The organism is Ideonella sp. WA131b, from assembly GCA_023657425.1.
Taxonomy (GTDB): Bacteria; Pseudomonadota; Gammaproteobacteria; order Burkholderiales; family Burkholderiaceae_C; genus Rubrivivax.
Genome location: JAGTJW010000001.1, coordinates 1,227,611 through 1,239,955, shown reverse-complemented (window position 1 = coordinate 1,239,955; position 12,345 = coordinate 1,227,611). Strand labels below are relative to the sequence as shown.

At 62.4% G+C, this 12,345-nt stretch carries 17 protein-coding genes; 12 read left to right on the top strand and 5 right to left on the bottom strand.

What is annotated here, in order from left to right; genetic code table 11:
- Positions 1-2: 2 nt before the first annotated feature.
- The 4 genes from KA711_05730 to KA711_05715 all read left to right on the top strand — a co-directional run bounded on the left by KA711_05730 (position 3) and on the right by KA711_05715 (position 2,186).
- The gene (locus KA711_05730; GenBank protein MCM0608486.1) at positions 3-239 is read left to right on the top strand and encodes a hypothetical protein; all 237 of its coding nucleotides are present in this window, start codon (positions 3-5) and stop codon (positions 237-239) included.
- An 86-nt stretch (positions 240-325) separates the two neighbouring features.
- Positions 326-1,387: an RHS repeat-associated core domain-containing protein gene (locus KA711_05725; GenBank protein ID MCM0608485.1), complete on the top strand. Its 1,062-nt coding sequence runs from the start codon at positions 326-328 to the stop codon at positions 1,385-1,387.
- Entirely contained in the window at positions 1,384-1,815 is a 432-nt protein-coding gene (locus KA711_05720; protein ID MCM0608484.1) for a hypothetical protein, read from the top strand. Before KA711_05725 ends, KA711_05720 begins: the two co-directional genes overlap by 4 nt.
- On the top strand, positions 1,812-2,186 hold the full coding sequence (locus KA711_05715; GenBank protein ID MCM0608483.1) for a hypothetical protein: 375 nt from the start codon (positions 1,812-1,814) through the stop codon (positions 2,184-2,186). The genes KA711_05720 and KA711_05715 overlap by 4 nt, the downstream gene beginning before the upstream one ends.
- On the opposite strand, the gene KA711_05710 is transcribed toward KA711_05715, so the two are convergent.
- Genes KA711_05710 through KA711_05700 form a run of 3 tightly spaced genes read right to left on the bottom strand, consistent with a single transcriptional unit; the run spans position 2,176 to position 3,209 of the window.
- Positions 2,176-2,553, bottom strand: coding sequence for a type II toxin-antitoxin system VapC family toxin (locus KA711_05710; protein MCM0608482.1), 378 nt, complete (start codon positions 2,551-2,553; stop codon positions 2,176-2,178). The genes KA711_05715 and KA711_05710 overlap by 11 nt on opposite strands.
- Before the next feature lie 2 nt (positions 2,554-2,555).
- Positions 2,556-2,819, bottom strand: coding sequence for a hypothetical protein (locus KA711_05705; protein ID MCM0608481.1), 264 nt, complete (start codon positions 2,817-2,819; stop codon positions 2,556-2,558).
- 30 nt (positions 2,820-2,849) lie between these two features.
- On the bottom strand, positions 2,850-3,209 hold the full coding sequence (locus KA711_05700; protein MCM0608480.1) for a helix-turn-helix transcriptional regulator: 360 nt from the start codon (positions 3,207-3,209) through the stop codon (positions 2,850-2,852).
- Between the two features lie 354 nt (positions 3,210-3,563).
- On the opposite strand from KA711_05700, the gene KA711_05695 reads away from it, so the two are divergent.
- The 8 genes from KA711_05695 (at position 3,564) to KA711_05660 (ending at position 11,661) form a co-directional block, all read left to right on the top strand.
- A complete protein-coding gene (locus KA711_05695; protein MCM0608479.1) occupies positions 3,564-4,286 on the top strand; it encodes an RHS repeat-associated core domain-containing protein in 723 nt (240 codons plus the stop codon).
- Positions 4,264-4,662 (top strand): M15 family metallopeptidase, encoded by a 399-nt coding sequence (locus KA711_05690; protein MCM0608478.1) that lies wholly within the window; start codon positions 4,264-4,266, stop codon positions 4,660-4,662. Before KA711_05695 ends, KA711_05690 begins: the two co-directional genes overlap by 23 nt.
- Before the next feature lie 113 nt (positions 4,663-4,775).
- Positions 4,776-5,066, top strand: coding sequence for a hypothetical protein (locus tag KA711_05685; GenBank protein ID MCM0608477.1), 291 nt, complete (start codon positions 4,776-4,778; stop codon positions 5,064-5,066).
- 144 nt (positions 5,067-5,210) lie between these two features.
- A complete protein-coding gene (locus tag KA711_05680) occupies positions 5,211-6,806 on the top strand; it encodes a hypothetical protein (GenBank protein ID MCM0608476.1) in 1,596 nt (531 codons plus the stop codon).
- Positions 6,807-6,892: 86 nt separating this feature from the next.
- Positions 6,893-7,141 carry a hypothetical protein gene (locus KA711_05675; GenBank protein ID MCM0608475.1) on the top strand — a complete coding sequence of 83 codons (249 nt, stop codon included), beginning with the start codon at positions 6,893-6,895 and terminating at the stop codon, positions 7,139-7,141.
- A gap of 96 nt (positions 7,142-7,237) precedes the next feature.
- Entirely contained in the window at positions 7,238-8,929 is a 1,692-nt protein-coding gene (locus KA711_05670) for an IS1634 family transposase (GenBank protein MCM0608474.1), read from the top strand.
- 225 nt (positions 8,930-9,154) lie between these two features.
- Positions 9,155-10,801: an IS66 family transposase gene (locus KA711_05665; GenBank protein MCM0608473.1), complete on the top strand. Its 1,647-nt coding sequence runs from the start codon at positions 9,155-9,157 to the stop codon at positions 10,799-10,801.
- Positions 10,798-11,661 (top strand): DUF4338 domain-containing protein, encoded by an 864-nt coding sequence (locus tag KA711_05660; protein ID MCM0608472.1) that lies wholly within the window; start codon positions 10,798-10,800, stop codon positions 11,659-11,661. Before KA711_05665 ends, KA711_05660 begins: the two co-directional genes overlap by 4 nt.
- 100 nt (positions 11,662-11,761) lie before the next feature.
- Here the strand turns inward: KA711_05660 and KA711_05655 are convergent, their stop codons facing one another.
- Positions 11,762-12,016 (bottom strand): hypothetical protein, encoded by a 255-nt coding sequence (locus tag KA711_05655; protein ID MCM0608471.1) that lies wholly within the window; start codon positions 12,014-12,016, stop codon positions 11,762-11,764.
- Between the two features lie 9 nt (positions 12,017-12,025).
- Positions 12,026-12,328 carry a hypothetical protein gene (locus tag KA711_05650; GenBank protein MCM0608470.1) on the bottom strand — a complete coding sequence of 101 codons (303 nt, stop codon included), beginning with the start codon at positions 12,326-12,328 and terminating at the stop codon, positions 12,026-12,028.
- Positions 12,329-12,345 lie beyond the last annotated feature (17 nt).

Below are 12,345 nucleotides of genomic sequence, written 5' to 3'. Positions count from 1 at the left end.
TCATGTCCAAGAAATACCCTAAAAGAAACTCAGCAAGCATCACAGTGGTGAAGTCAAAATTAGACGTGGTTCGCAAGATCGCGACAGAGCTTGGCTTTAAATATATTGAAGAACCAACCACAGACTGCGACGATAGTGTGTGTTTCAATTTTGGAAGCTTGAACGACGAACAAACTATGAAACTTGCAGGCGCTATTCCACGCGACGTGTACTATTTTCGTGCCATCTTCTTAAGCTAAGTCCGGGCCGAAACGTGAGAGCTGCGAGTGTCGGGGTCAAGTGTCGGGGTCAGGTCTCTCATGCCCGGACACACAGCACGAACGCCTTGACCATCGTGCCCAATGACGCCAACAACCGCCTGACCCGCTGGGGCGGCAAGACCTACAGCTACGACCCCAACGGCAACCTCCTGGCCGACGGCACCCACAGCTATCAGTGGAACGAACGCAACCAGCTCACCGGGCTGAGCGCCGGGGCCACGAGCCTGGCGAGTTTCAGCTACGACAGCCTGGGCAGGCGAAGCGCCAAGACCGTCGCCGGGGCGACCACCGGCTTCGTCTACGACGGCGACACCTTCGTGCAGGAACTGCTGGGCGCCAGCAGCAACAGCGCGGTGAAGGCCCAGCTCTTGACCGGCGGCGTCGACGAGACCTTTCTGCGCATCGAAGGCACCAGCCGACACAGCTTCCTGGCTGACGGCAACAACAACACCGTCAGGCTGCTGGACGCCAACCAGACCAAGGTGGTGGACTACACCTACGAGCCCTACGGCCGCACCACGGCCGACGCCACCAACGGCAACACCCAGCAGTACACCGGGCGGGAGAACGACAACCCGGGCAATGCAGGGGGGCTGTACTACTATCGCGCGCGGTACTACATGCCGGGGTGCGCGAGGTTCATCAGCGAGGATCCCATCGGGTGGGCGTCGGGGCAGACGAATAACTACAGCTATGTGGGTGGGAACCCGATTTCCCGCATTGATCCGACTGGACTCGCCGATCTTTACTTCAATGCGGCCACAAACAGACTAACCGTCGTCAGCGCGGGCGGCGCAGAAGGTTCCTATCCCGCCTTCAACAATGCAGCTTCGACTTCTGGAGGCGTTTGGCCCGAAGGGAGGTTTTCGTATGAACGCTACAACGCGCACCCAACTCGAAGCGCAAGCAGCGACACAGGTACTAACTTCATTGGCTTCACAGTCCCTGGGCGCGATTTCATGGGCGTCCACGCTGGCAGGCAGGGTAAGTGTGATCTCGCGAACCGCTGTGGCGCAGCGCACGCTACGTTGGGTTGCGTTCGCACGACCCCTGAAGCAATGGATGCAATTCGCCAGCTGCACCTCGGCGGCGATCCGATCCGTAGCCTGACGGTTATTCGGCCATGAAGCCGCTTGTCGTGGGTGCCCGGGCGAGTCGGCTCGCCAATATCGTCTGTTTTTTGGTTGTGGTGGGGGCGGCCTGTACACAAGCGGCAGATGTTGCCCCCGAAGAGCGGGTGTTCCGTGTTGCAAGTTGGGAAGAGTTGCGGGTAGTACACAAGGGCCTTGTCGGTCGACTTGACGGGGTAGTAGCTGGAGCGTTTACAGAGAAGGTTGGCGAGCTCTTCGCAGAGCAATGGCAGCTGCTCGACGAGTACGCGCAACTGTCAGCCCGCCACAAACTCTTCGCCACCGATGTCTTGGCTGCCCTGAATGAAGCTGTTCCCCAAAAACAGGCCGCGCAGATCGTGAGCAACGCGCGCACTCGCTGCCCCAGTACGCATGCCGGTATTTGCAAGCAGATCATTGATGCTCTAGTTCCGGCAAGAAATTGAAGGTGTCATTGGACTGTCTTTGCGGTATTGACAGGCCTCCGAAGATCGCGTTCGGGCCTGTCACGTGGTACGGTGACCTCGCGTCTGGTGGGATCTACACCCAGTCCGATCCCATCGGGCTTGAAGGCGGCATCAACACGTACACCTATGTGGGTGGGAACCCGATCAGCTACGTCGATCCGGATGGTTTGCGTGGACTTTCTCAGGGCACCATCTACCGGGGAACTGGCGATATCCATGGGCAGATTTGGGTCGGCAACCAGATGCGGGACGGCGCCATTCAAAGTTATGCAGCGCGCCAGCGGCGCCGGGGTCAGGTCTCTCATCTTGCATGCAGCGCCTCCCGGCGCTGCATTGCTGTCAGGGGATGAACGCCTCGACCTTCAATCCCTGAACCGCCCCGAAGTGCTTGACGTTGGCGGTGAGCACCGGCAGCCCATGATCCAGGGCGGTGGCGGCGATAAGGGCATCGCCCATTTGCAGGCCGTGGCTCAAGGTGATGGCCTCCATCAACTCGATGGCCCGCCGCGTGATGGCCTCGGACACGGGCAGCAGGGTTGCCGCGCGGTGCGCCAGCATCTTCTTCACCGCTACGAGCTCGGCCTTGTTGCGCATGCCCTGCAGGACTTCGAGATAACTCACCGCCGACAGCGTGAGCGCGCCAAGTTCATCGAGACGGCGCATGGCCTGCGGGTAGCCGCGCAGATGCCAGATCAGCACATCGGTATCGACCAGCATCATCAGGGTTCGTTGCGCGAGCCGTCGCGGTTGTAGCGCGGCTCACGAATCTTGCGCACATAGGCCGCCACGTCGGCCATGTCCTCGCGGTCGCGCCAGATGCCGAAGGCCGGATCGTCGGTGACGAACTCTTCGGCCGGCGCGGCGGCTTGCGCTTCTTCCTCGATGCGCACCGTCACCAGCGCGCCGGCGGCCTTGGCCAGCTTCTCGCGCCAGGCCGGCGGTAGTTCGGCCACCGGCACATGCTCGAACACGACTCCATTCATCACAAATCCTTCCTCAGGTAGTTGGCCGCTTCAGGCCGTCGCGTAGGCACGCCGGGCGCGCGCATCGCGCAGTAGCCCATCGACCACATACAGCAGCTTGTCGCGTTCGTCGGCTGACAACTCACCGATGGCGCGGATGCGCTCGATCATCGTGGTGTCCTGCACCAAGGCGCTTTGCTCGTGCTGCGACACCAGCGAATCCAGCGTCACCCCGAAGGCCTCGGCCAGCTTCTTGGCCACCTCGATGGATGGTGTCATCTCACCGCGCTCATAGCGGCCAATGATGGCCCCGGAAGTGCCGATCAACTTGCCCACCTCGGGCTGTGACCAGCCCTTGGTGCGGCGCAAATCATGCAGACGCTTGGCAAACACAGCTTGAATCTCGCTCATTTCGTCACCTACCCATGACCGAAGGCACCTGAAAACGGTGCTGACAGGCCAATCTAGGGGACGGTAAGGTGATGGTCAATACCTCTTGGTCTTGACAACAGTAGCACGCATCGGTGCCGTTCGTCACGCAAAGGTGATGACGAGTATCTTTGAGGACGATGCCATGGCGCGGATACCCGAGACCGAGCTTGAGCGGCCGGGCCTTGGGGTCAGGTCTCTCACTCACTCAGGGCCCAGGGCCTTGGGGTCAGGCCCAGGGCCTTGGGGTCAGGTCTCTCATGTTGCCAGTACGGCCTCGGGGTCAGGCCTCGGGGGCAGGTCTCTCATGTTGCCCGGACACACAGCACGAACGCCTTGACCATCGTGCCCAATGGCGCCAACAACCGCATGACCCGCTGGGGCGGCAAGACCTACAGCTACGACCCCAACGGCAACCTCCTGGCCGACGGCACCCACAGCTACCAGTGGAACGAACGCAACCAGCTCACCGGGCTGAGCGCCGGGGCCACGAGCCTGGCGAGTTTCAGCTACGACAGCCTGGGCAGGCGAAGCGCCAAGACCGTCGCCGGGGCGACCACCGGCTTCGTCTACGACGGCGACACCTTCGTGCAGGAACTGCTGGGCGCCAGCAGCAACAGCGCGGTGAAGGCCCAGCTCTTGACCGGCGGCATCGACGAGACCTTCCTGCGCATCGAAGGCGCCAGCCGACACAGCTTCCTGGCTGACGGCAACAACAACACCGTCAGGCTGCTGGACGCCAACCAGGCCAAGGTGGTGGACTACACCTACGAGCCCTACGGCCGCACCACGGCCGACGCCACCAACGGCAACACCCAGCAGTACACCGGGCGGGAGAACGACATCCCGGGCAATGCAGGGGGGCTGTACTACTATCGCGCGCGGTACTACATGCCGGGGTGCGCGAGGTTCATCAGCGAGGATCCCATCGGGTGGGCGTCGGGGCAGACGAATAACTATGGGTATGTGGGGGGGGGATCCAATCGGTTCGATAGACCCATATGGGCTTTATCTTTGCCGCGCCAATCTACCCGGCATGGGCAATGCTATTCTGGATGATGGCTTTGCTCGACTGGTTGGGCAGTGGATACAGCTTAACGAGCAAGAAGGAATTAGTCTAACCTTTAATGAGGCGTTCCGCACTAGCAAGGCTCAAGCGGCAATGCGCAACAACCCGAATGCCATAACTCCCGCCTCCCCGGGGAAAAGTTGGCATGAGGCAGGGAGGGCTGTTGATGCAAATATGCGGCGCCTAGACCCCTACAGCAGAAGCCGAGTTATTGCTAATGCGAAGGCTCTAGGTATGCGATGGGGAGGCAATTTCAGCGACCACGATCCACCGCACTTTGACTACCCTTCCAAGAACAAACCGAAAGCAATTGGAACGGCGCAACGAGAGTACTACGGCGAAGCCCCGCTTATTGCATGCCCATGAGTACAATGAAACTGGTCCGAAACTGCCTGCTCGCCATTCTTTTTCTCGGGGCGCTCGGTAAGCCGCTAATTGCGTCGGAAACAATTACTACCGGCACATACACAAACTTGCGCATGAGCGCTCAGACCGGTGACTTGAATGGCTATGAGATTCGGCTACTACTGTCTTCAGATGGGTATGTTTCCGTTGTTCAAATGTCGGAAGGCGGCCCAGGCATTGTAACTTTGCAGCCGGTGAGGATTCAGGGAAAGCAGATAGTAATTGATTTCAGTAATCATCGACATGGTCTGATTAAGTTTGAAGGCAGTGTGAATCGTGATCAGATAAACGGGGTCTTTACCTTCGATCGAGGGGGTGCAGATTCTGTAGTTCTTCGACGCGGCAAGAGCTATTGGGAAAGATAGCAGGCAACACTTGGCGTGACCGTGAAAAACACAGGAATTGGGGTCGGCGGGGGCTTCGGGGGGGGCCTCGGGGCCTCAGGGTCACGGGGCCTCGGGCCTCGGGGGCAGGTCTCTCATGTTGCACGGACACACAGCACGAACGCCTTGACCATCGTGCCCAATGACGCCAACAACCGACTGACCCGCTGGGGCGGCAAGACCTACAGCTACGACCCCAACGGCAACCTCCTGGCCGACGGCACCCACAGCTACCAGTGGAACGAACGCAATCAGCTCACCGGGCTGAGCGCCGGGGCCACGAGCCTGGCGAGTTTCAGCTACGACAGCCTGGGCAGGCGAAGCGCCAAGACCGTCGCCGGGGCGACCACCGGCTTCGTCTACGACGGCGACACTTTCGTGCAGGAACTGCTGGGCGCCAGCAGCAACAGCGCGGTGAAGGCCCAGCTCTTGACCGGCGGCATCGACGAGACCTTTCTGCGCATCGAAGGCACCAGCCGACACAGCTTCCTGGCTGACGGCAACAACAACACCGTCAGGCTGCTGGACGCCAACCAGGCCAAGGTGGTGGACTACACCTACGAGCGGCTCTACGGCCGCACCACGGCCGACGCCACCAACGGCAACACCCAGCAGTACACCGGGCGGGAGAACGACAACCCGGGCAATGCAGGGGGGCTGTACTACTATCGCGCGCGGTACTACATGCCGGGGTGCGCGAGGTTCATCAGCGAGGATCCCATCGGGTGGGCGTCGGGGCAGACGAATAACTACGCATATGTGGGGGGGAACCCCATTAGCCGCAGAGATCCCTATGGGCTAGCCGCATCTTGCTCAGTAGATTCCGATGGCAATTGGAATATTACGATTCCAATTACATACATGGGACCTGGTGCAACCCCAGCGATAACGACGGCAATGGATCGAGCAATTGAGTCAGCCTGGTCCGCACCGGGCTATAACTTTAGAGTCACAAGCGGTACCGACAATGTGATTTATGTGCCTGCGGGAACAGGAACCTCGTATGTTGATGGTGTAGGTGGCCATACGGGACGCTGGTATGGTGGCAACGATCCCTGGGTTGCGGCACATGAGGCAGGACATCTCATGGGGTTGCCCGACCGATATCGAGAAATTCCAGGCGCTACCCCGCGTAGCACGAAACCACTCCCGGGCTACGTGGGAAACATCATGGCACAGCACCTGGGGACTCCGACGAATGGTGATCGAAATGCGGCTGGGCGTTTGGGCCGGATGTGGAAGGTAAACATGACGAGCAAAACAGTTAGATGGACTCCATTGGTCTTTCTAGGTTGCATGATGTTGACTGTCCCTGCTTCAGCGATTCATTGCAGTGATCCGATCTCAACGAATGACTTTGAGAGGTTCTTCGTAAACCGAGTTGATTCGTCCGACTTTTTTGAGATTGCCCCAAAAAATAGAGTCGCCGCGTTTACTCAGCTTGGCCACCTCAAACTACTGCGTGTTGATAGAGCGTTGGTTGAACGAATTGCCTCGATTCCTACTTCATTTGATACGACGAAAAAGAATCTCTATCTTGCTAGGGTTAAGAGATCCACAGAGGGTGGAGGCTTTAGCATTTTTCTGGATGGCAATCGACTGCTCGTGCTCCACGGTGATCTCGGGGCAACAGCCTGCAAAAGTGCATTCGATGCTGTGGTGGTTTTAGCGACCAATGTTGAGTTGCTTACTGTGCTGTCTGCAGCATCTGTGTCGCGCTGATTGCTCAGAGCGGCCTCGGCACGGCCTCGGGGTCACGGCCTCGGGGTCAGGTCTCTCATGTTGCCCGTACACACAGCACGAACGCCTTGACCATCGTGCCCAATGACGCCAACAACCGCCTGACCCGCTGGGGCGGCAAGACCTACAGCTACGACCCCAACGGCAACCTCCTGGCCGACGGCACCCACAGCTACCAGTGGAACGAACGCAACCAGCTCACCGGGCTGAGCGCCGGGGCCACGAGCCTGGCGAGTTTCAGCTACGACAGCCTGGGCACCCGAGTTCGACACCAAAAGCCGAGTTCGAGCGATTTTCTCGCCCCGGCGCCAATGTAATCAACAAGTTAGCGCTGCAGCGCCAGTTTTTCTGTAGTGGCACGACATGAATGCGGGTGTGTTGGCATGCAACAGGGAGGTAGCTACACTCTCGCCATGTTCATCAAGCTCACCCGGTCCGGCGAACGCACCTACGCGCAACTGGTCGAGTCGTTCCGCGATGAACACGGCAAGCCGCGCCAGCGCACGGTAGCCACTCTGGGCCGCATCGACGAGCGCGGCGGTCAGGTCGACTCGCTTCTGGATGGCCTGTTGCGAGCCAAGGGGCGCCCAGTTGCCACGGGCGGCGACCTCCAGGTGCGCTTCGAGTCGGCCCTGTGCCTGGGCGATGTCTGGGCCCTCGATGCGCTGTGGCATGAGCTGGGCTTCAATGCCCTGGGGGCGGTGTTCCGGCGCGCCCGCTTCACCACCGCCGTCGAGCAGGCGATCCGGGTGATGGCCTTCAACCGGCTTAGCGATCCGGAGTCCAAGCTGGGTGTGCTGCGCTGGCTGCAGACGGTGAGCATGCCGGGCATCGACGTGGCCAAGCTGAGCCACCAGCATCTGCTGCGCAGCATGGATGCGCTGATGGACCACCAGCAGGCCGTGGATGACTGCGTGGCGCAGCTGCTGCGGCCGCTCATCGACGAAGACCTCTCGGTGGTCTTCTACGACCTGACGACCATCCGCGCCGAGGGCCACAGCCAGCAAGACGGCGACGTGCGGCACTTCGGCATGTCCAAGGAAGGCGTCATCGCCCGCCAGTTCATGCTGGGCGTGGTGCAGACGGCCGACGGTATGCCGATCTACCACGAGGTCTTCGACGGCAATACGGCCGAGGCGCCGACGCTGGAGCCCACGCTCAAGAAGGTGCTGGCGCGCTACCCGCACATCCGCCGCCTGGTCGTGGTGGCCGACCGCGGGCTGCTCTCGCTGGACAACATCGAGGCGCTGACCAAGCTCCACGTGGCGGGGGATCGGCCACTGGAATTCATCCTGGCGGTGCCAGGGCGGCGCTATGGGGAGTTCGTCGATCTCTTGGCGCCGATGAGTGCACGCATGGCCCAGGCCACCGACGAAGTCGTCGAGGAGGCGCAGTGGCAGGGCCACCGACTGGTGGTCGCCCACAACCCCGTGCGTGCGACGGAGCAGACCCAGGAGCGGCTGGCGAGGATCCACGCATTGGAAGAGCGCGCAGCGCAATGGGCCAGCAAGCTCGATGCGCAGGACGCCGGCCAGGTACACCGCGGCCGCAAGCTCTCGGATTCCGGCGCCAAGGCGCGTTTGTTCCACGAGGTCAGCGACGCGCATCTGGCGCGCATCATCCGGGTCGATCTGAAGTCCGACCTGTTCGCCTACGAGATCGACGATGCCGCGCTGGCCCGGGCGCAGCTCATGGACGGCAAGCTGATGCTGATCACCAATGTCCGCGACATGACCGCGAACGAGGTGGTGCGCCGCTACAAGTCGCTGGCCGACATCGAACGCGGCTTCAAGGTGCTGAAGTCGGAGATCGAGATCGCGCCGGTCTTCCACCGGCTGCCCGAGCGCATCAGGGCCCATGCGAGCATCTGCTTCATGGCCTTGATCCTGTACCGCGTGATGCGCCAGCGCCTGAAGCTCGCCGGCAGCGAGTTGTCGCCGGAGGCAGCCTTGGCGGACTTGCGTCGCATCCAGCGGCACACGGTCACCATTGACCGCAGCGCCCCTATCCACGGCGTCTCCACCGTTCAACCACGCCAGGCCGCAGCCCTGGCCGCGCTCAACGTCAAGAAGCCGACCATCGACGCCCAGATGCCGCTGCTGTAGTGGCATTTTCCAAGGCCTGGCCTATATGGATCAAGCACTTACAGCGGTTAGTGTCGAACTCGGGTAAACATTCGGTGAGCACGTAAGCAACACCCCGCTGGGGCAGAGCCCCGAAATCGCTGGACACGTCTACCCCACTGCGCTACCTTTGGCGGTGTGCAAAACGCCGAAGTTCTAGACGCCGTGAGCAGGGGATCACCTCCCGACTTGCCGCCCAAGCCGGCTTTGTCGTCTACCCCCAAGCCCTTCGACCTGGAACGTGTGACGCTGACCAAGCGCGAGCACATCGAGCTCGTCATGCAGGCCAAGCAGTACAAGTCCCTGCACGCGAGGGCCGTCGAGCGACTTGAACGAATGCAGGGGCGCCACCGGATCGAACTGGGTCGGGCCCGCTGTCGCGAGGACAGCCTGCGGGCCGAACTGGAGGCGGCGAATGCCCAGATCCGCGATCTTCGCCAACGTGTGTTCGGTGAGAAGACGGAGCAGTCGCGCACGATTCCAGGTTTGCCCCAAAGGGTCACCGGCAAGGCGCGTCCACGGGGTCAACAGCGCGGCCGGCCTGGCCACGGCCGCACCCGACTGCGCGCACTGCCGGCCGTGGTCCAGGAGATGACGAGCCAGGCCTGCTGCCCTGCGTGCGGCCTGGGCCTTCGCGACTTTGCCGGCACGCAAGACGCCGAGGTGCTGGAGATCGAAGTCAAGGCCTACCGTCGTGTCGTGCGCCGCCGCCGTTACCGGCCTCTGTGCCAATGCGCTCGCCTGCCCGGCATCGTGACGGCGCCACCACCGGCGCAGTTGATCCCGCGCGGCAAGCTGGGTGTGTCGATCTGGGCGGAAGTGTTGCTGTCTAAGTTTGCCTACGGCCAGCCCAGCGCGCGGCTGCTCCAAGACTGGCGCGACAAGGGGCTGGAGATCTCCCAGGGCACGCTCACCGACGGGCTGCACTGCCTGCTGCCGATGTTCGCGCCGCTGGTTGAGGCCGGGCTGGCCCAGCTGCGCTCCGCTAACCACTGGCATGCCGACGAGACGCGTTGGGAGGTCTTCGAGGAGCTTGAAGGCAAGGTCGGCCACCGCTGGTACCTGTGGGTGTTCAAGTCCAAGACGGTGGTGTGCTTCGTGCTCGACCCGTCGCGTTCGGCGAAGGTACCCGGCGCCGCCCTGCAAGGCGTTGATCAAGGCATTCTCAGCGTCGACCGCTTCGGCGCCTATCGCAAGTTCGCCCGCCAAGTGCCAGGCGTGAGCCTGGCGATCTGCTGGGCACACCAGCGCCGGGACTTCTTGCGCCTGGCCAACGACCGCCCCTTGTTGTGGGGCTGGGCCATGGGCTGGGTTGAGCAGATTGCACAGTTGTACCGGCTGCACGCCTTGCGCCGCCAGCAGTACGACAGCGCCGTTGACTCGGCAGCGTTCATCGACAGCGACACCCAGCTGCGCAAGCTCATCGCCGGTTTGGATGCGCAGTGCCAGGCCGGCCTGTCCGATGAGCATCTGGCCGAGCCCGCCCGCAAGGTGCTGCGCACGATGCGCACGTACTGGCCCGGCTTGGTGCTGTTCCTGGACCATCCCTGGCTGGACCTGGACAACAACGCCAGCGAACGCGCGCTCAGGCCGGCGGTGGTGGGCCGAAAGAACTTCTACGGTTCGGGCAGCCAGTGGTCCGGGCAGTTGGCGGCCACGATGATGAGTCTGTTGGGCACGGTCCGGATGTGGGGACTGAACCCGCGACTGTGGTTGCGCAGCTACCTGCAAGCCTGTGCGCAAGCCGGCGGTCATGCACCCGAGGACTGCCGGCGCTTCGTGCCGTGGCAGATGGATGCCGCAGAGCTGGCCGCCCTGCGCGGCAGCGACATCGTCACCCTGGACAGCTCATGAGGCGGTACAGCGGGCGCGACTTCAGCGCGCAGGACTTGCAGGCGATCGTCGACACGATCGAGTCGAACCCGGCGCTCAAGCGAACCCCGCTGTCGCGCGTGGTCTGCGAACTGCTGGAGTGGCGGCGTCCGGATGGCCGGCTGCGGGAGATGAGCTGCCGCGTGGCGATGCTGCGCATGCAAGCCGACGGGCTGATCACACTGCCGCCCTCGCTGATCCCCAATCCCCGCCGGCGCGCCCAGTTCACCGCCACATCGGCCACCGACGGGCAGCCCGCGCTGGTGGCTGCCGTGCACGACCTGCCGGCGCTGAGCCTGCACATCGTGCAAGGACGCGGGGCCGAGTCCCGGTTGTGGAACGAGTATGTGGCGCGGTACCACTACCTGGGCTACACGCCACTGTCGGGCAGCCAGATCCGCTACAACGTGTATGCGGGAGAGCAACTGCTGGCGCTGTTGAGCTTCGGCGCCAGCGCGTGGAAGCTGGCCGACCGCGAACGCTTCATCGGCTGGACACCGGAGCAGCGGCAGAAGAACCTGCAGCTGATCGTCAACAACGCGCGCTTCCTGATCCTGCCGTGGGTGCAGTCCAAGGGGCTGGCCTCCAAGATCCTGGCCCTGGCTGCGCGCCGGCTGCCGGTGGACTGGCAATTGCGATACGGCTACCGACCGGTGCTGCTGGAGACCTTCGTCGAGAGCCCCCGGCACAAGGGCACCTGCTACAGGGCCGCCAACTGGCAACTGGTGGGCAAGACGGTCGGCCGGGGCAAGAAGAGCACCGTCCATGAACAGGTGCTGCCCACCAAGGACATCTGGCTGTATCCGCTCAGACGAGACTACGCTGCGGTTCTGCGGGGGTGAGCGGGGACGTGCTCACCGAATGTTTACGAACTCGGGGGCGACCGACCAGGCCGCAAATTAGTGTCTGCAATGTCATGTGCTTTGTCTCCCTGGGTAGGTGTTACGCGCGCTCGCTAAAGCCGTCGCAGCGAGCGATCGAATCGGGTTGGAACTGGAACGGCCAGGCCGAGCCGGGATGCCCCGGCACGCCCTCGATGACGAAGGGTTGCGAGGCCCGCCGAAGGCTGGCGTACTCGCCGAACGCTTTCATGAGGGTGCCAGCGTCTTCGCAAGCCTTGCACTCGATGAAGCCATCGACGGCAAGGTGTTCCTCGCGCTTGGGGCGCGACCTGGTGCAGCCGGTGCAGTTCGCCATGCCGCCCCCTCAGTGAAACAGAGGGTGCAGCACCACACGCAGCAGGCCATAGCCCACGATCACGATCAGGGTCAGGCCGATCGTCCCGATGACGATCTTGAAGACCGCATCGAAGAAGGCCCGTCCAGCCGCGACAGCGAAGCGTGCGACGGCCGCGACGAAGCGGAACGGCGCACCGAGGATCATGAGCGCCAGGGCGAACCAGTAGCGAGCACGCGAAGCCAGCGCCTCGAAGTCGGCGAGCGCCTTGGCCTTGACCGCGCCGGGATCAGACCGGCCGGCATCGGCGGGCCGTTCGGTGTTGTCGGCCACAAGCCGAAGATGAGCGA

Excerpts from the sequence above, each read along its gene's own strand:
- KA711_05655 (MCM0608471.1), bottom strand. The coding sequence starts at position 12,016 with ATGGCGAACTGCACCGGCTGCACCAGGTCGCGCCCCAAGCGCGAGGAA.
- KA711_05700 (MCM0608480.1), bottom strand. The coding sequence starts at position 3,209 with ATGAGCGAGATTCAAGCTGTGTTTGCCAAGCGTCTGCATGATTTGCGC.
- KA711_05720 (MCM0608484.1), top strand. The coding sequence starts at position 1,384 with ATGAAGCCGCTTGTCGTGGGTGCCCGGGCGAGTCGGCTCGCCAATATC.
- KA711_05685 (MCM0608477.1), top strand. The coding sequence starts at position 4,776 with ATGAGCGCTCAGACCGGTGACTTGAATGGCTATGAGATTCGGCTACTA.
- KA711_05705 (MCM0608481.1), bottom strand. The coding sequence starts at position 2,819 with ATGAATGGAGTCGTGTTCGAGCATGTGCCGGTGGCCGAACTACCGCCG.
- KA711_05660 (MCM0608472.1), top strand. The coding sequence starts at position 10,798 with ATGAGGCGGTACAGCGGGCGCGACTTCAGCGCGCAGGACTTGCAGGCG.
- KA711_05710 (MCM0608482.1), bottom strand. The coding sequence starts at position 2,553 with ATGCTGGTCGATACCGATGTGCTGATCTGGCATCTGCGCGGCTACCCG.
- KA711_05670 (MCM0608474.1), top strand. The coding sequence starts at position 7,238 with ATGTTCATCAAGCTCACCCGGTCCGGCGAACGCACCTACGCGCAACTG.
- KA711_05690 (MCM0608478.1), top strand. The coding sequence starts at position 4,264 with ATGGGCAATGCTATTCTGGATGATGGCTTTGCTCGACTGGTTGGGCAG.
- KA711_05730 (MCM0608486.1), top strand. The coding sequence starts at position 3 with ATGTCCAAGAAATACCCTAAAAGAAACTCAGCAAGCATCACAGTGGTG.